The 16278-nt window shown below is 53.6% G+C and carries 15 protein-coding genes and 1 other annotated feature (1 of these 16 cut by a window edge); of the genes, 1 reads left to right on the top strand and 14 read right to left on the bottom strand.

Going from position 1 to position 16278, the window contains the following annotated elements:
• Nucleotides 1-241: 241 nt before the first annotated feature.
• The 13 genes from LKE88_RS09605 to LKE88_RS09545 all read right to left on the bottom strand — a co-directional run bounded on the left by LKE88_RS09605 (nucleotide 242) and on the right by LKE88_RS09545 (nucleotide 13487).
• Nucleotides 242-1537, bottom strand: a complete 1296-nt coding sequence (locus LKE88_RS09605; protein ID WP_105326681.1) for an O-acetylhomoserine aminocarboxypropyltransferase/cysteine synthase family protein — start codon at nucleotides 1535-1537, stop codon at nucleotides 242-244.
• Nucleotides 1538-1637: 100 nt separating this feature from the next.
• Complete coding sequence (locus tag LKE88_RS09600) at nucleotides 1638-2513, bottom strand: DMT family transporter (RefSeq protein ID WP_105326680.1); 876 nt, start codon at nucleotides 2511-2513, stop codon at nucleotides 1638-1640.
• A gap of 11 nt (nucleotides 2514-2524) precedes the next feature.
• Entirely contained in the window at nucleotides 2525-3682 is a 1158-nt protein-coding gene (gene dinB / locus LKE88_RS09595; RefSeq protein ID WP_231085718.1) for a DNA polymerase IV, read from the bottom strand.
• 66 nt (nucleotides 3683-3748) lie between these two features.
• Complete coding sequence (locus LKE88_RS09590; RefSeq protein WP_105326678.1) at nucleotides 3749-4306, bottom strand: manganese efflux pump MntP; 558 nt, start codon at nucleotides 4304-4306, stop codon at nucleotides 3749-3751.
• Complete coding sequence (locus tag LKE88_RS09585) at nucleotides 4306-4620, bottom strand: hypothetical protein (RefSeq protein ID WP_105326677.1); 315 nt, start codon at nucleotides 4618-4620, stop codon at nucleotides 4306-4308. The genes LKE88_RS09590 and LKE88_RS09585 overlap by 1 nt, the downstream gene beginning before the upstream one ends.
• A gap of 34 nt (nucleotides 4621-4654) precedes the next feature.
• On the bottom strand, nucleotides 4655-5920 hold the full coding sequence (locus LKE88_RS09580; RefSeq protein ID WP_105326676.1) for a M24 family metallopeptidase: 1266 nt from the start codon (nucleotides 5918-5920) through the stop codon (nucleotides 4655-4657).
• Nucleotides 5921-6225: 305 nt separating this feature from the next.
• Nucleotides 6226-6504 (bottom strand): DUF1653 domain-containing protein, encoded by a 279-nt coding sequence (locus tag LKE88_RS09575; protein ID WP_105326675.1) that lies wholly within the window; start codon nucleotides 6502-6504, stop codon nucleotides 6226-6228.
• Nucleotides 6505-6523: 19 nt separating this feature from the next.
• On the bottom strand, nucleotides 6524-7402 hold the full coding sequence (locus LKE88_RS09570; protein ID WP_105326674.1) for a DMT family transporter: 879 nt from the start codon (nucleotides 7400-7402) through the stop codon (nucleotides 6524-6526).
• Between the two features lie 141 nt (nucleotides 7403-7543).
• A complete protein-coding gene (gene glsA / locus LKE88_RS09565) occupies nucleotides 7544-8485 on the bottom strand; it encodes a glutaminase A (RefSeq protein WP_105326673.1) in 942 nt (313 codons plus the stop codon).
• Between the two features lie 46 nt (nucleotides 8486-8531).
• Complete coding sequence (locus tag LKE88_RS09560; protein ID WP_105326672.1) at nucleotides 8532-10019, bottom strand: alanine/glycine:cation symporter family protein; 1488 nt, start codon at nucleotides 10017-10019, stop codon at nucleotides 8532-8534.
• A gap of 102 nt (nucleotides 10020-10121) precedes the next feature.
• Nucleotides 10122-11081 carry a LysR family transcriptional regulator gene (locus LKE88_RS09555; RefSeq protein ID WP_276803456.1) on the bottom strand — a complete coding sequence of 320 codons (960 nt, stop codon included), beginning with the start codon at nucleotides 11079-11081 and terminating at the stop codon, nucleotides 10122-10124.
• Nucleotides 11082-11254: 173 nt separating this feature from the next.
• The gene (locus LKE88_RS09550) at nucleotides 11255-11905 is read right to left on the bottom strand and encodes a cupin domain-containing protein (RefSeq protein ID WP_105326670.1); all 651 of its coding nucleotides are present in this window, start codon (nucleotides 11903-11905) and stop codon (nucleotides 11255-11257) included.
• 163 nt (nucleotides 11906-12068) lie between these two features.
• Nucleotides 12069-13487: an aspartate-alanine antiporter-like transporter gene (locus LKE88_RS09545; protein WP_105326669.1), complete on the bottom strand. Its 1419-nt coding sequence runs from the start codon at nucleotides 13485-13487 to the stop codon at nucleotides 12069-12071.
• A 429-nt stretch (nucleotides 13488-13916) separates the two neighbouring features.
• Between LKE88_RS09545 and LKE88_RS09540 the strand changes: the two genes are divergently transcribed.
• Complete coding sequence (locus LKE88_RS09540) at nucleotides 13917-14549, top strand: formate/nitrite transporter family protein (protein ID WP_105326668.1); 633 nt, start codon at nucleotides 13917-13919, stop codon at nucleotides 14547-14549.
• A 67-nt stretch (nucleotides 14550-14616) separates the two neighbouring features.
• On the opposite strand, the gene serA is transcribed toward LKE88_RS09540, so the two are convergent.
• Entirely contained in the window at nucleotides 14617-16206 is a 1590-nt protein-coding gene (gene serA / locus LKE88_RS09535; RefSeq protein WP_105326667.1) for a phosphoglycerate dehydrogenase, read from the bottom strand.
• 57 nt (nucleotides 16207-16263) lie between these two features.
• Nucleotides 16264-16278, bottom strand: a binding site (T-box leader) (it continues 189 nt past the right edge of the window).

Genomic DNA, 16278 nt, shown 5'->3' with positions numbered 1-16278 from the left:
TACCTGCTATGGCCTGTAAAGGCGAACAATTACATATTTTTGTTTAAATCATTCGATGTTGCTTTCTTATTGTAACACCGTCCGGAGTTTTTTCAACATTTTTCTTATATCAAATATATCTATATTCTTATATCTGCGAAAAACTGTAAGGTTTTTAGCAAAACGATCCATTTTAACCCGAAAAAAACCGAACCTCTGTCTGACAAATTCAGAAAGAGGTTCGGTTTTTCAAGCCAAGACGTTAATCCAAAGCAGCAAACGCTTGTTTCATATCGTCCAGGATATCGTCAATATGTTCGGTACCAATGGACAGACGAATGGTAGCCGGGGTAATGCCGGAGGCTGCCAGTTCGGCTTCGTTCATCTGGGAGTGGGTGGTGGAAGCCGGGTGGATAACCAGGCTCTTTACATCAGCCACATTGGCCAGCAGGGAGAAAATCTCCAAATGGTCGATGAACTTCTGGGCTGCTGCTGCGCCGCCCTTGATTTCGAAGGTGAAAATGGAAATACCGCCGTTGGGGAAGTACTTCTGGTACAGGGCATGGTCCGGATGGTCGGGCAAAGCCGGATGGTTGACCTTTTCTACATGGGAATCCTTGGACAGGAAATCCACCACCTTCAGGGCGTTTTCCACCTGACGTTCTACCCGCAGGGACAGGGTTTCCGTGCCCTGGAGCAGCAGGAAAGCGTTGAAGGGGGACAGGGTAGCGCCCGTATCCCGCAGAATCAGGGTGCGGATATAGGTTACATAGGCTGCCGGGCCCACATCCTTGGCAAAGCTCAGGCCGTGGTAGCTGGCGTTGGGTTCTACCAGCCAGGGGAACCGGCCGGAAGCCACCCAATCAAACTTGCCGCTGTCCACAATGACGCCGCCCAGGGTGGTGCCGTGGCCGCCGATGAATTTGGTGGCAGAATGGACTACAATATCGGCCCCATATTCAAAGGGACGGAGCAGGTACGGAGTCGCAAAGGTGCTGTCCACTACCAAAGGAATGTTGTGGCTGTGGGCAATCTTGGCTACGGCTTCAATGTCAATCAGGTTGGCATTGGGGTTGCCTACGGATTCAATGTAAATGGCCTGAGTATTATCCTGGACCGCAGCTTCAAAGCCCTGAACGCCCTTGGTAGGATCCACAAAGGTGGTGGTAATGCCGAAATCGGGGAAGGTATGTTCGAACAGGTTATAGGTACCGCCGTAAACGGTGGTGGCACAGACAATGTGTTGGCCTGCATGGACCAGTGCCTGCATGGCGTAGGTAACGGCTGCTGCACCGCTGGCCGTGGCCAGGGCAGCTACGCCGCCTTCCAGGGCTGCAATGCGTTTTTCAAAAACATCTTCGGTGGGGTTGGTCAGCCGGCCGTAAACGTTACCCGCATCTTTCAGGGCAAAACGGTCAGCCGCATGCTGGGTGTTCCGGAATACATAAGATGTAGTTTGGTAAATAGGCACCGCCCGGGAATCCGTAGCGGGATCTGCCTGTTCCTGGCCTACATGCAGTTGGAGAGTCTCAAAATGGTACTTCTTCTTTTCACTCATTGTCTTTGCCTCCCATAGGGTTAATTCCCCTTACTCAAGTATGAATTACATTATAAAGAAGAGTACCCCTATTGTCAACAGTTTTTTGTTTCATTTTGTTTTATTTTCTAGCCAACATGACCACCATAGTGATAATGCATAATGCGCCCAGCATTTCCACCCCGCCTACGTGGTTACCCAAAAACAGCACGGAGAAGAAATAGGCAGAAAGGGGTTCAAAAGCGGCCAAAGCTCCCGTTTCCGAAGCCGGAATGTACTTGGTGCTTTCCAGGTACACGTAGTAGGCAATCAAGGTGCCGCACACAAACAGCACGCTGAAGGACCAGGCTGTATCAAAGTTCAGCAGAGCCCCCTGGAGGGTGGGGTGGTTGGCCAACCCCAGAATCAGGGCATTGAATAGGCTCCCCCAGCCCAGCAGCAAAAAGCAGCTGTAGCGCTGGAGCAGGTCCGCCGCATAAATGGTGTACCAGGCCATGCCAAAGGCGCTGATGATGCCGTAGACCAGGGTGCTGGGCGAAATGGCCAGACTGGCTCCATGGCCCTTGGTGGCAATCAGGGCCGTACCCACAATGGCCAGGACTACCGCCACCACCTCTTTCCGGTAGGGCTTCCGTTTCTCCTGCCACAGGTACATGCCCAAAAGCACCGCCGGCATCAAGTACTGGAGCACCGTAGCCGTAGCCGCCGTGCTGTCGTGGATGGCCATAATGAACATATCCTGCATAATGTACATGCCCAGCACGGAAAATTTCAGGAAGGTCCAGCCGTCCTTACGCAAAATTGCCAGCAGGTCCTCTTTCTGAACCCAGGACACTCCTAAAAAGATAATCCCTGTAAGCAGCATCCGGGCGAACAGGATGGTGGACCAGGTAAAATGCTGATGGTTCATCAGATATTCCATACAGTTGCTGCTGCTGCCCCATAAGCTGGCGCCCAAAAGCACCAACCCCATACCGATTTTTCTTTGCCGATCCATAAACTGACCTCCTAGCTGCGGGCCTTGCCGCCCTTGCGGATAATACTTTCCCCAAAACGCTGTTTCAATCCATCGAGAGCCTGGGCCCGTTTCCGGTCCCGCTCAGCATCTCCCAAATCAAGCCCCAGGCTTCCCCCGGGGGCCAGGTGGCTGACGGCCACTCCCAAAAGCCGTACCGGCTCCCGCCAGCTGACTTCCTCCGCCAAATACCGGATCTGTTCCATAATTTCTTCATCCAGCTGCACCGGCACGTCGCAGGTCCGGCTCCGGGTCAGCAGGCGAAAATCTGCCAGCTTGATTTTCAGGGTCACCGTATAGCCGGCAAGCCCCGCCGTTCTCAGCCGCCAGCCCACCTGCTGGCACAGGTCCCACAGGGCCTCCAGGCAGGGTTCCTTGCCCCGGAGGTTTTCCCCAAAGGTATTTTCCTTGCCCAGGGATTTGCGCTGCTCATCCGGCACCACCGGCCGGCTGTCCAGCCCCCGGGCCCGGTTCCGGATTTCTTCCGCCTGCCGTCCCAAAAGGGGCTGGAGCACCCTAAGGTCGCAGGCCGCCAATTGGCCAATGGTGGTTAGCCCCAGGTTCTTTAGGGCTGCCACCGACCGCTGGCCCAGGCCAAACACCTTGCTAAGGGGCAGGGGCGCAATTCTGGCTGCCTCCTCCCCCGGTTCAATGATTACCAAACCATCGGGTTTTTCCAAATCACTGGCCAGCTTGGCCAGGAATTTGTTGGGGGCCAGCCCCACAGAAGCGGTGAGCCCGGTGCGTTCCCGGATAGTTTGTTTGATCTTGGGCCCCAGGGTCCGCACATCCCCCACCAGCTTGTCCATTCCTGTCAGGTCCAGGAAAGCCTCGTCAATGGACAAAGGCTCCACCGCCGGAGAAAACTCCCGAAAAATCGCCTGAATCTGCTGGGACAATTCCGTGTACCGGTCATACCGGCCGGTAACAAAAATGGCCTTCGGACAGAGCTGCCAGGCCTGGGTCATGGGCATGGCTGAATGGACCCCGAACTTCCGGGCCTCGTAGGAACAGGTGGAAACCACCCCCCGGCCGGACAACCCGCCAACAATCACCGGCTTGCCCCGGTATTCCGGGTGGTCCAGCTGCTCCACAGAGGCAAAAAATGCATCCATATCCACGTGCATAATCCACCGCTGTTTTGTACCCACGCCTGGCACCTCCTTCTATACATGCGAAACAAGAGCCGCCGCAGCACCCTGCAGCAGCTCCCGTATTTATAAGATGTGATAATGTTCCAAGACTGCCTTGATTCCCAGGGAAATCAATACCAGTCCGCCGGCCCGTTCTGCGTTGGCCTTGCCCCACATACCAATCAGGGCCCCGCAGGCACAGCCCAGAAAGGACAGGCAAAAGGTAATGGTCCCAATTTCCAGTACCACGGGCACAATGTCCACGGCGGAAAAGGCCAGACTGACGCCCACCCCCAGGGCATCCAGGCTGGTAGCCACCGCCAGGCCCAGCATTACGGTAAACCCGGTAATCTTTTCTTCTTCCTGGTCTTCTCCGGCTTCCCGGATCATATTGATGCCGATATAGCCCAGAATCACCAGGGTAATCCAATGGGAGTAGGCAGAAGCCGCCTTAGCAAAATGCAGCCCCAATTCATACCCCAAAAAAGGCATCAGCGCCTGGAATCCCCCGAACCAGGCGCCAAAGGTCAGACCGCCCCGAAACCGCTCGCTGGGTTTCATTTTCAGCCCGCCGCAGACCGATACGGCAAAGGCATCCATGGATAAGGATACGGCCAGCAAAAAGATGGTAATTGCGTTCATTACTGAATAATCCCCTGATAAATCAAATAGGTGAGAACCTTGAGTACTTTCAGTTCCTTGTCGTTGTGCCGATTGTCTTCACTCATTTTGCCAAAAACGGGAAATGCCGTTTTCAGCATGGCCTTGGTAATGCCGTGCTGCCGCACGCCTCCGTAAATTACGGAATGGCCAATGCCCTCCAAAACCTGCAGGCACTGTCGTTTTTGCGCACCGGTCAGCTTGCTGTTGCTTTGAATCTGTTTGCGGATAATTTCCTGGGTTTCCAAAAAGTCATCTTTATCGATGATGGAATCCTCTTTTTGCGTAACTGCCATGGTGTTTCTCCCCTTTTCCTCACACTCTAATGATTCATTTTATCATTTTTTCAGACTCTGGTGAAGACCCTTTCGCAGGGATTATCACCAGCTCCTGAGGGCCGCCTGTGAGGCAGAGCGCACCCTTACTGGTAATCCGGTAGGTATTTTCCGTACCCACCATGCCGATGCCCGGCAGGGCGATTTTGGGTTCCAGGGCAAAGGTCATATTCTCCTCTGCCCGGTCCCTTACGCCGCCGGCAATTACTGGGGTTTCATCCAGGCACAGCCCCACGCTGTGGCCCAGGAATTTTCCCCCGTTCATAAAAATACCGTCGTACCGATGGTCAAAATGGCCCATCACCTGGTCGTAGATTTCCCCCAGCACCGCTCCGGGCTTTAGGAGGGAAGCCGTTTCCTGCTCCAGAGCCACACAGTAGGCGTAGGCCCGGCGGATTTCCTCCCCCTGAGGATCCGCTGCCAGGTCTCCGTAGTAGTACACCACGCTTTTGTCCGTGGTGTAGCCGTCAAAGCCGCAGGGAATGTCCAAATAAATCAGCCGACCCGGCTTCAAAAACCGGAAGGCAGAACCGATGCTCTGCATGGCAATGCAGGTGCCATCTGTGCCCCCGGGACCGTCAAAGGCCGTGGGCACCAGGGCGCTTTTGCCAAAGGAGGTAAGCCCCACCACATCTTCCCCGGTGGGCCGGTTGGTACGGGCAATACCCTGGCTGCCCTGCTGGACCATTTTCCAATACAGCTGAATGGCCAGTTCCGCCTCGCTGATGCCCGTGTGGACCAGACCGGTTACCTCCTGGGTCAGCACCTGCTGGTGAATCCGGCCGCTGCGCTCCATGAGAGCTAGCTCGTAGGGGCTTTTTACGCTGCGCAGCCGGGTCAGCAGTTTGTTCAAGGGCTGCCACCGCTCCGTCTGGAAGTATTTGCCAAAAAGCCCCAGCCACTCCAGGGAAGTGTGCTTTTCGTCCAGGTAGATGCGCTCCGGGGGCTCATCGTCATAGTAGACCGCCGCCTGTCTGAAGCTGTGCATGGGACGAATCTGGCTGGCGGGCAGCAGGGATTCGTTCCGGGCCCGTCTGAGACTCCGCCGGACCCACAGCACCGCATCCTGGGGCCGCACCAGATAGGCGCCTTCCTGCATGGTTCCCGTATAGTAGTACATACTGGTCTTTTCGGTCACCACCGCCAGCTGCCACCCCGGGTCCTCCTGGGTCAGGGCTCTGCGCAGCTGCTCCAGCCGCCGGTCCAGTTCCTCCCGGGGCACCCGGCGCAAGTCATCGGTCAGTATCATTTCGTTATCCATCCTGCATTCTCCATTCTATTTCAGGAAGGGCCCCGGAGGCCTCCCAAAAATACTACTTTGATTTCTTTATCATATGACAATTACGGATAAAAAGCAATTTTCTTGAAAAACCGTGAATTTCCCCTGCCGGACATAAAAAAACAAGCCCGGGGCCACCAATGACCGGACTTGTTTTTTGCAGGGGTTCCCCCTCCTTGAGGGAAGATGGGGGTAAGGAATGCCGCTGCATTCCTGGGGTTTTCTGCTTCCCAGTATAGAAGCATTTCTTATTTGTGTCAACCATATATATTTATAGGTTTACCTTTTTATTTCCGCAGCTTTTCAAAACGGTATTTCTGCTGGATTTGGGGGTACTTGTCGTGTTCCACTTCGCTGTAGAACATGGCGGAAGGCCGGGCGTACACCCCAAAATCCCCATACAGGGCCTGGTAGACCATCAGGGGTTCCCGGGTTTCCGTATGGACGGCGGGGCCAATAATCCGATACAGATACCGGTTGGTTTTCTTTTCCTCGTCAGTCAAGGTTTCCCATTTGAAATGCCGGACAATATCGCCGGGATGAAATACATGTGCCAAAGGATCCATAACCCTCTCCTTCTTTCTTTTACGCCGCTTTTTTCAGCGGGTTCTTGATTTCACTGCCAATCATGCCGCCCAGAACCAGGCATACCCCGGCAGCCTGCCAGGCCGACATGGGTTCCCGGAGCACAAAGGCGGACAGCAGCACTGCGGTAATGGGGTCTACATAGCTGAGCAGGGCCGTAGCCTGGGCGGATACCTGGGTCAGGGAGCCGTAGTACAGACCGTAGGCCAGTCCTGTATGGACCACCCCCAAAACCAGAATCAAAAGGGCTCCCGTTGTCCCCACCCCGGCAAAGTGCAGCTTGCCCACTGCCGCCGTGTAAGGCAGCAGCAAAAGGGCCGCAATCCCCAGCTGGGTGGCAGATTTTTCGTAGGCGGTGAGGCCCAGGATGCCCTTGTTCAGGATGATAACCCCGGCATAGAACAGGGCTCCCAACAGGGCAAAGACCACCCCCGGGCCTTGAATCTGGATTTCCGTACTGCCCACGTACCCGGAAACCAGCAGCATCCCCAAAATTGTGCAGCCAGCGCAGGCCAGCTTCCAGGGGCCCAGGGTTTCGTGAAACACCAGGGGCGCCGCCAACAGCATAAAGACCGGGGCCATATAGTAGCACAGGGTAGCCACGGCAACCGTAGTATAGTTAAAGGACTCAAAAAAGCAGATCCAGTCCAAGCCCAGCAAAAGACCGCATAGCAGCAGTTTCCCCTTGTAGGCCAAAAGCTCCCGCAGCCGCAGGGGCTGCCGGGTTACGGCCATAATGAGAACCAGGGTTACGCAGCCCAAAAGCGCCCGGAGCAGGGCCAGCGGCACGGAATCCAGGGGAATAAACCGCCGCACCAACCCAATGGTCCCGAAAATCAAAAGCGAAATCAGCATGGTGAGTTTGGGTGCCAGGTCCATGGTATTGCCTCCTTGTTTGCGTACTGCCCCATTGGGTACAGGTTATTTGTCTCAAGTTTTTATTATACCATGAAAAAGGCCCGTGCTGGAGCTGCACAGGCCTTTTTCGAAAAAAGAGGGAGTTTATCTATAGCAATGAGATTAGAACGCTTTGGAATCAAATACGTGCAGGCCCAGCCGGTCGGAAAGGACCTGGAGGATTTTCATGCCCCCTACACTGTTGCCCTTCTTGTTCAGCATGGGACCGAAGGTCCCAATGCCCACGCCCTGCCGGGCGACGGCGCAAATCCCGCCGCCTACGCCGCTTTTGCTGGGCAGCCCCACTTTCACTGCGTATTCCCCGGATTCGTCGTACATCCCGCAGAGCATCATCAGGGTGGTCACAATCCGGATAATCTTGGAATCCACCAGCTGTTCCCCGGTTTTGGGGTCCACCCCGTGGTTGGACAGGATCATGCCGTAGTGGGCCAAATCCCGGGCGGTAACCATAACAGAGCACATCCGAAAATAGACATCCAGTACCTCTTCCGGTTCCCCGTCCAGCACATGGTCGCTTTTCAGCAAAAAGGCGATGGAGCGGTTCCGGGTGCCGGTCTTTTTCTCGGACTGGTACACGCATTCGTTCAGCCGGATTTTGGGATTGTCACACAGCTTCCGGACCAGTTCCAGGAAGGAACCGAAAGGGTCCGGAGTTTCGATGCAGCTGGTGGTCACAATGGCTCCGGCGTTGATCATGGGGTTAAAGGGACGCCAATCCTTCAGTTCCAGCTGCAGAATGCTGTCAAACCGGTCTCCAGTAGGTTCCATGCCGATTTTGCTGAATACCTTGTCGTAGCCGGCAGTCTGCAGGGCCAGAATCAGGCCAAAGGTTTTGGAAATACTTTGGATGGTAAAGGGAATATTATCATCCCCGGCGCTGTAAACGCTGCCATCTTTTTTCATAATGCACACACCCAGATTGCCAGAGTTGGCCTTGGCCAGTTCAGGAATATAACTGGCCACCTTGCCCTCGTACAGGACGCTGCGCCCTTCGTTTAACGCATCATCCAGGATTTGCTGTACTTCTTTCTTTTCCAAAACCATTGCCCTTTCCCCCTTCTTAGGTCAAGCTATTTTATAAAGCCAAGTTTTACAAGGAAGGACCAGCATGATTGCTTAACGCTTCCAGCCCTTCGTCGTCCTCGTCAGTTTCTTCGTGGCTTTCCGTGCCGTCCTTCCAAAATTCAATTTCGCTGGGTTTCAGGCCAATGGCGGAGCCCAGGAACTGGGGATCCAGCCCGGCAGCCTTTTGTTTGCAATAATCCTGATATGCCTTGACAACCACCCCGCTGAGCAGCAGGCAGGCCGTCAGGTTGATCAGGGTCATGCCGCCCATCATAATGTCTGCCAAATCCCAGGCTGCTGCCATAGGAATAATGGCGCCTACAAAGACAATCAAGACGGCATACAGGTAGAAACCCTTCATAAAGCCTTGACTGGGCATCTTTTTATGGTTCAGATAGGCCAGTCCGTTCTGGCAGTAGTAAATGTTCCCTATCAGCGTAGTGAAGGAGAACAAAATCATGGCCACGGTGATAAACATAGGGCCAAAGCTGCCCAGCACCTGATACAAGGACGTTTGTACCCATACAGCCCCGGCATTTTCTGCATTGCCCTGCACCCCGGACACCAGGCACATCAGTGCCGTAGCGTTGCACAGGATGACCGTATCGATGTATACGGACAGCATCTGCACCAGTCCCTGTTTTACCGGATGGGTGGTAGTGGCGGAAGCTGCTGCGTTAGGCGCACTGCCCACCCCAGCTTCGTTGGAATAGAGCCCCCGTTTAATGCCCATGACCAGGCAGGACCCGCCGATACCGCCAAAAATAGCCCGGAAGTTGAATGCATCCGCAAAAATGGTTTCGATAACCTGCGGAAGAACTTGATAATTCATCACCAAAACCACCACCGTAACGACAACATACGCCACCCCCATAACGGGTACCAGCAGGCTGGCAGCTTTTTCAATGGCCTTGGAACCGCCCAGTACGCAGATTCCTACCAAGGCTGCCATAATAGCCCCAATAATGGCCGGGGTTACCGACGGATTATAAAAGCTGTAGACGGAAAAGGTGGACTGCACATTGTAGGAGCACAGAAGGTTGAACCCAAAGGAATAGGTCAGCAGCAGGAAAATAACGAAGGCAGTTGCCAGAGCCTTATTGTGCAGGGCATCTTCAATGTAGTAGGCCGGGCCCCCGTAGGAGGAACCGTCCTCTTTCCGCCGCTTGAAGATCTGGGCTAGGGTGCATTCCGTAAAGGAAGAAGCCGCCCCAATAATCGCCATCAAGGTCATCCAGAACACAGCCCCCGGTCCCCCCAAACAAATGGCCGTGGATACCCCGATGATATTCCCGGTTCCCACACAGGCCGCCGTGGAAACCATCAGTGCCTGAAAAGGAGAGGTAGTACTTCCATCCGCCGGTTTGGCCATCACCAGGTGAATGGCTTCCGGCAGCCGCCGCAGCTGCACAAAGCCCATGCGCACACTAAAGTACAAACCGGCAGCCCCCATGACCACCAGCAGGATGGGATAATACAGCACACTGTCCAATGCATCCAAAAATTCCATCATCTTCGTTCATCCTCCTATTTTCGAATCTTGCGAAAACTTCACAAATTCATTATAAGATAAGATGAATCCATGCAGGAAATAGATGATTTACATAGGGGGTATTTACGAAGCCGATAAAAGGTCCGCTTCCTGTGCCTGGAGTTTATGGTATTGATTCTGCAGCAGGGTGATAAAATCCTCCTCCATTTGGGATAAAATTGCATTTTGCCGCAAAATAATCCCAAAGCGCAGATGTTCCTGGCAGCCCAAAAGGGGCACGGAAATCACCCCGTACATGGCCCCCTGGTCCGGAAATTCCATAATCCCCACCGTAAAGAAATTGGTTTTGGACAACAGCCGCATCTGTTCCTGCCGATCGTTGACGTAAACAATCTTCCGGGCCTCGTTCAGGTCTATAGGCCCCTTTTCCGTACTGATATGATAAATAAAGTCCTCATACTGCCCCATGTACCGGACAAAGCCGTAGTCCTGCAAGTCCTGGATATGGATACCCTTCCGGCCGTGCCGGCGGATCAGCTCATGCTCCTTGGACAGGCACACATAGGGCTTAAAGCAGGCCAGCGGCAGGTAGGTCAGGCCCTGCTGGGCAAAGTACCCGGTAAGGTCCGGCCGCTGGGTAGAAACATGGATCACCCCTACATTGGAATACCCGCTTTTCACCTGCTCCACCACATTCATGGTGGCTGCTTCGCACAGGTGGCTGGAAAAACTGTTGATATCCTGGTACTTCCGGCAGATTTCGTTAAAACACTCGGAAGTATGGGAAAACCGGGTCATACTGACATTCAGGCGGCTGTGGTCCATTTTCTGGGTACTGGCCATATTTTCCAGCCTGTCCATTTCCCTGAGAATCACCTTGCAGTGGCTCAAAACCCGCTGGCCGTCCACGGTAAGCCGGGTGCCCTGGCTGGTCCGCCGAAACAAGGTCAGGCCCATTTCCTGTTCCAGCTGCTTGATGATGTGGCTCAGCTGGGGCTGGGAAATATACATGGCCTTGGCCGCCTGGGTAATAGAACCATACTTGGCCACAGCGGCAAAATAACGGAGATTGTTGGTGTCCATGGGAAAATGCCTCCTGTGTTTTTTGTATACAAATATTCTACAGCAATTTTGATAATTCTGTAAAGGTGTTTTCAGGTACCCCACTTCCCCTTTCGGGCAAAAAAAAGCGGGGACGCGCCGCTGCACGCCCCCTATGAAAATCTTCAATCCAGGGTATTCCTTATGTTCAATGCTTAGAGATTTAGCAGCAGGGCCATCTTAAACTGCTGTCCCTGCTCCACCCGGACGGCGTGAAGGCCGCCGGGAGCGAAGACGAAGTTTTCCCCTGCCTTAATGAGATGGTCCTTGCCTTCGTAGGTAATGACTGCTTCCCCATCCAGGGCGAAAATCAGGGCCTGGCCCGGTGCAGCGTGTTCCGGCAGCGCTGTTCCGCCGGCAAAGCTCAGCACCACAAACTTCATATGTGCCTCGTCCACCAGATCCCGGTTGACGATTTTGCCTGCCTGGTAGGGAACCAGGTCAGCCAGCTTCATTACTTTTCCTGCATCCAATGCCATTGCCATGTTTTTTTCCTCCTTGATGGGAATTTCTGCATAAATTGCAGCTTGGGGAGCCAGAAGCTTGGTCAAGCTGCCGCCCTTGCGAAAGGCCACCTGACCGGCGCCTACCTGGCGCTGCTCCTCCGGATCCTGAAGTACCAGCTCTCCTGCAAGGCCCAAATAAAGCCGTCCCTGAGGATAACTCTCAGCGCTGATGGACGTTCCCTGAGCCAACGAGAAAAGCAGGGCCTCTGCCTGTTTCCCTGGAAACAGCTGTCCGGAAATGGTGCAGCCTTCTACGGGCTGGTTGTTTTGTACCAATGAAAAAACAGTTCCTGCCTGCATGTTCCTCCCCCCTTGCTTGTATTATAGCAAAACGGAAAGAATAGTCCGTTGTTTTACCAACATTTTAGCACAAATTTCTTACGCAGGGCAGTTTCCTGCCAAGCCATAAAAAATTGTCTGCCAGAACCCCAAGGGCTTTGGCAGACAATTTTGGACAGCTGCATCAGATAGGCAGCTTATGGATGATGATGGAGAAGATTACCATGAACAGGGTAGCCAGGGGCTGGGTAGCACCGTAGGATACAGCCGGTTCATCGCATTCAATGGCATCAATGGCAGCACCCAGGCCAGGAGCGGAGGTCATGCCGCCGGTGATGGCGCCGCACAAGAGGGTCCAGTTGATGTGGAAGCAGTAGCGGCCCAGCAGGAAGCCGAACAGGATGGACAGGATGGCTACCAGGGAAGAAATGATTACGATCATGTAGCCAGCGCCGGTGATGGCATCCACCACCCGGAAGCCGTAGTTCAGGCCGGTACCAGCCAGGAACACGGACAGGAAGTAGGTACGCATCTTGCCCAGCACCATGGAGTTCATGCGGAAGTGGATGGGACCCAGTTTGCCCACAGCGCCCAGAATCAAGGAAACGATGATGGCGCCGCCGGTAGAACCCAGGGAGAACATCCCCAAAGGTCCCAGGTAAATCTTAATGGAACCCAGCAGGAAGCCCAGGAAGGCTGCCAGGGAGAAACCGATAAAGTCCAGGGGAACTTCCGGCATCTTGTCCACGGCCAGGTTTTCATTCTTTTTAATATCCAAGGCCTTTTGGGCAAAGTACTCTTCTTTTTCCTTTTCCACGTCAAACCCAAAGATTTTGGGAATTACGTTTACGGCGATGATCAGGAACAGTACGCCGAAAGGATAACCGATGGAATGGCCAACGCCTACGCCGGCTTTGGCTTCCGTAACGAACACTTCAACGTCTTCGTTTTTCAGGCTCTGGGTATTTTCTACGGTCATGGTTTCAGGAACCGGCTGGTTGCGCAGCTTGGCATCCCGAGCCTTGGCCCCGTTGATGATGGCCAGCATCTTCTTTTGGGTCTTCTGGTCCTGATTCTGGAAATCCTGGGCAATCCGCCGGGATTCAGAATCGGAAGATTCCGTAGCAGCAGCCAGGCCGGTGGAGCTGGTCAGAGCGCCGGTGTAGGTACCGGTAATCTGGTAGGGGCTCATGTTGTCCAGGGCTTTGGAGAAGCCATAGGAACAAACAGCGCCTACAAACGGAATAAAAATGGCAAGAATCACAAATTGACGGCCGAATTTGCTGATGGCGTACTTCATGTCCTTGGCGGCCAACAGACCGGTACCAACCAGGAAAATCAGCAAAGACAGGTTCATCAGGGTGCCGTTGATTACTTTCCCCTGCATGATGGTGGTGGCAGTAGCAAAATACTTGCTGCCCTTGGCGATGGTGGCGGCGTACTGGGTCAGGAAGTAGCCGATGCCCAGGCCCACAAACAGGGTCCCGGTGATACCGAACTTGAACTTCTTGAACTGCAGTTCACCGAACATGTTTCCCAAAGCCATGGTCAAAAACAGCAGGACCAATGGATTCAGGAAAAAACCAACTAAATCGAATTGCATAGGTCATCCCCCTCTGTAAAAAAAGAAAAAAAATGAGAAAAAATTTAGAATGGTAATATTTTACCTAAATTTCACGTACTTTTCAACGGCTTCAAAATTAGTTTTTAATGCAGGTATATTGAAATATTTTCAAAACAGCCTTTTTAGCCTTGTTCTTTGCAGATTTTTCTCCTAATTTGTAAAGAAGAACGGGATTTTTATCCATATTGTCCATCTAAGCGAAGTTTTCAGACAGGCATTTCAGCTGTTTTCCCGGCATTTTTCCTATTTTGGCAAGGCAAATATTAAAAGTTCTTATATTTATTACTGGTTAACTCAACTTTATTGTACGCTTTCTTTTGACAAGTTTTCCTGCCTCAGGTATAGTGGAAGTAGAATCACCTCTGCCGCTTTTGGCAGCTTATATTTTGCTTCTGAGAGGGGAATACCATGGAACAACTGAAACTTTTCGCTTCTGCAATCCTCGCCGGGGTCTGCATCGGCCTGGGAGGTGCCGCCTTTGTAGCCCAATCCAACCGGCTCCTGGGCGCCTGTCTGTTCTGCATTGGCCTTTTGACCATCTGCCAGTACGGTTTTGCCCTGTTTACCGGCCGGGCGTGCTATGCCCTGCAGCAGGACGCTGCCTACGCCCTGAAACTGCCCCTGATTTGGCTGGGGAATCTGGTGGGTACCGGCCTTACGGCCCTGCTCCTATCCCAAACCCGGGTAGTGATTGCCAGCCGCAGCGCGGCCCAGGCCCTGGTTTATGCCAAGAGCCAGGACAGCCTGCTGAGCCTGTTCATCCTGGGGTTTTTCTGCAATATTTTCGTGTTCCTGGCGGTGGAAGGCTACCGCAGTGCTCCCCACGTTCCCGGAAAGTACCTGGCCGTCTTCCTGGGGGTAATCGTTTTCGTTCTCAGCGGCTACGAACACAGCATTGCGGATATGTTCTACTTCTTTATGGCAGGCCGGATGAATGGGGATGCCCTCCTGCGGATTCTGGTCATTTCCGCCGGCAACGCAGCGGGGGGCCTGTGTGCCTGCAACAGTTTCCGGCTGGTACAAAACAGGGCCAAAAGCTGACCCAGTTTCAGCAATCAAAAAAGGAGTGCGGCCCCCTGGCTGCACTCCTTTTTGCTGTCTATTATTTTTACAATTTTACAAAGTCCGCAGAATTGATGCCGTCCAAACCTGCCACAATTTGCAGGGTGCTCTTATCCACGGTGCTGTCCACGGTCATTACCATCATAGCGCTGCCCTTATCCATATCCCGGGCCACCTGCATGGTGGCAATGTTCACATGGGCGGCTCCCATCAGAGTACCAATCTGCCCAATCATGCCCGGCTTATCATCGTTCTTGGCCAGGAGCATATAGGGTGCCGGTACCACATCAAAGGCATAGCCCTGGAGTTCCGTAATATGGGGCGTATTGTCCGGCGCAACCGTTCCGGCTGCGGTAAAGACCTTTTCCCCGCTGTACACCCGCAGGCTGATCCGGTTCACCCGGTCTTCCCCATTGACCTTGCCTTCCACCACGGCTACGCCCCGGTTCTCGGCGGCCAGTTCGGCGTTGACCACGTTGACCCGTTCCTTCAGGATGGGGTCAAACAGGCCCTTCAAGATGCTGCGGGTAATCAGGTTGGTTTCCAGATGGGCAGCCGGTCCCTGGTAGATGATCTCCACCTTGTCCACCGGGTCTTTCTCCAGCTGGTAATAGAACTTGCCCAGGCATTCGCCCAGCTGCAGATAGCCAGCCATGCCTTCCAGTTCCTGGGGATGCAGGGCCGGCAGGTTCACAGCGTTGGGCACCATTTGGCCCTTCAGTACGTTTACCACTTCTTCGGCAATGGCGATGCCCACCTTGTCCTGGGCTTCCACCGTGTCAGCGCCCAAGTGGGGCGTCAGTACGCATTGGTTCAGGCCAATCAAGGGGGAAATGGGTTTGGGTTCATCTACCAGTACGTCCAAACCGATGCTGGCTACCTTGCCAGCCTTGATAGCGTCAGCTACAGCCTGTTCGTTGTACAAGCCGCCCCGGGCGCAGTTCACCAGGCGAACCCCGTCCTTGCATTTGGCCAGTTCGGCCTTGCCCAGCATATTGATGGTTTCTTCCGTCTTGGGAGTATGGATGGTGATAATATCGGCTTGGGCCAGCAACTCATCCAGGGTTTCACATTTTTCTACCCCCAGCCGTTTGAACCGGCTGTCGGGAATGTAGGGATCGTAGGCAATAACCTTCATTTCAAAAGCCTGCATCCGCTTGGTAACCAAGGTACCAATCCGGCCCAGGCCGATAATCCCCAGGGTCTTGTGGTACAGTTCCACGCCCTTCAGGTCCTTCCGGTCCCAGACCTTGCTTTCAATCATCTTCTGGGCCCGTACCGTATTCCGGCAGGAAGCCAGCATCAGGCCAATGGTATGTTCAGCGGCCGAAATTACGTTGGCTTCCGGAGTATTCACCACAATGATGCCCCGCTGGGTAGCTCCGGCAATATCGATGTTGTCTACCCCGTTGCCGGCACGGCCCACCACCTTCAGGTTGGTGGCTGCCTGATAAAATTCTTCGTTGATTTTGGTTACGCTGCGCACCACAATGGCATCGTATTTTCCCACAATCTTTAATAACTCTTCACGAGGAATGTCAAATTTTACATCCACTTCCAAATCCGGCTGGTTTTTCAGCATTTCCACGCCTTTGTCCGAAATACGCTCTACCACGATGACTTTTTTCTTGTCCATTGTTATCTCTCCTTTAAGAAAAATAAAACTCCCGTTCTTGACCCCCTAAATGGGTATGTCAAGGACGGGAGA

It is taken from the genome of Acidaminococcus hominis (assembly GCF_022484025.1).
Taxonomy (GTDB): Bacteria; Bacillota; Negativicutes; order Acidaminococcales; family Acidaminococcaceae; genus Acidaminococcus; species Acidaminococcus hominis.
This window is presented reverse-complemented; position numbering and strand designations above follow the sequence as displayed.

Bases quoted from the DNA above. Each gene is read 5' to 3' on its own strand.
- LKE88_RS09560 (WP_105326672.1), bottom strand. From the start codon at position 10,019: ATGATGGAATTTTTGGATGCATTGGACAGTGTGCTGTATTATCCCATC.
- LKE88_RS09580 (WP_105326676.1), bottom strand. From the start codon at position 5,920: ATGGATAACGAAATGATACTGACCGATGACTTGCGCCGGGTGCCCCGG.
- LKE88_RS09545 (WP_105326669.1), bottom strand. From the start codon at position 13,487: ATGCAATTCGATTTAGTTGGTTTTTTCCTGAATCCATTGGTCCTGCTG.
- LKE88_RS09585 (WP_105326677.1), bottom strand. From the start codon at position 4,620: ATGGCAGTTACGCAAAAAGAGGATTCCATCATCGATAAAGATGACTTT.
- LKE88_RS09590 (WP_105326678.1), bottom strand. From the start codon at position 4,306: ATGAACGCAATTACCATCTTTTTGCTGGCCGTATCCTTATCCATGGAT.
- LKE88_RS09600 (WP_105326680.1), bottom strand. From the start codon at position 2,513: ATGGATCGGCAAAGAAAAATCGGTATGGGGTTGGTGCTTTTGGGCGCC.
- LKE88_RS09605 (WP_105326681.1), bottom strand. From the start codon at position 1,537: ATGAGTGAAAAGAAGAAGTACCATTTTGAGACTCTCCAACTGCATGTA.
- LKE88_RS09575 (WP_105326675.1), bottom strand. From the start codon at position 6,504: ATGGATCCTTTGGCACATGTATTTCATCCCGGCGATATTGTCCGGCAT.
- LKE88_RS09555 (WP_276803456.1), bottom strand. From the start codon at position 11,081: ATGGACACCAACAATCTCCGTTATTTTGCCGCTGTGGCCAAGTATGGT.
- LKE88_RS09540 (WP_105326668.1), top strand. From the start codon at position 13,917: ATGGAACAACTGAAACTTTTCGCTTCTGCAATCCTCGCCGGGGTCTGC.
- LKE88_RS09570 (WP_105326674.1), bottom strand. From the start codon at position 7,402: ATGGACCTGGCACCCAAACTCACCATGCTGATTTCGCTTTTGATTTTC.
- glsA (WP_105326673.1), bottom strand. From the start codon at position 8,485: ATGGTTTTGGAAAAGAAAGAAGTACAGCAAATCCTGGATGATGCGTTA.
- serA (WP_105326667.1), bottom strand. From the start codon at position 16,206: ATGGACAAGAAAAAAGTCATCGTGGTAGAGCGTATTTCGGACAAAGGC.
- LKE88_RS09550 (WP_105326670.1), bottom strand. From the start codon at position 11,905: ATGCAGGCAGGAACTGTTTTTTCATTGGTACAAAACAACCAGCCCGTA.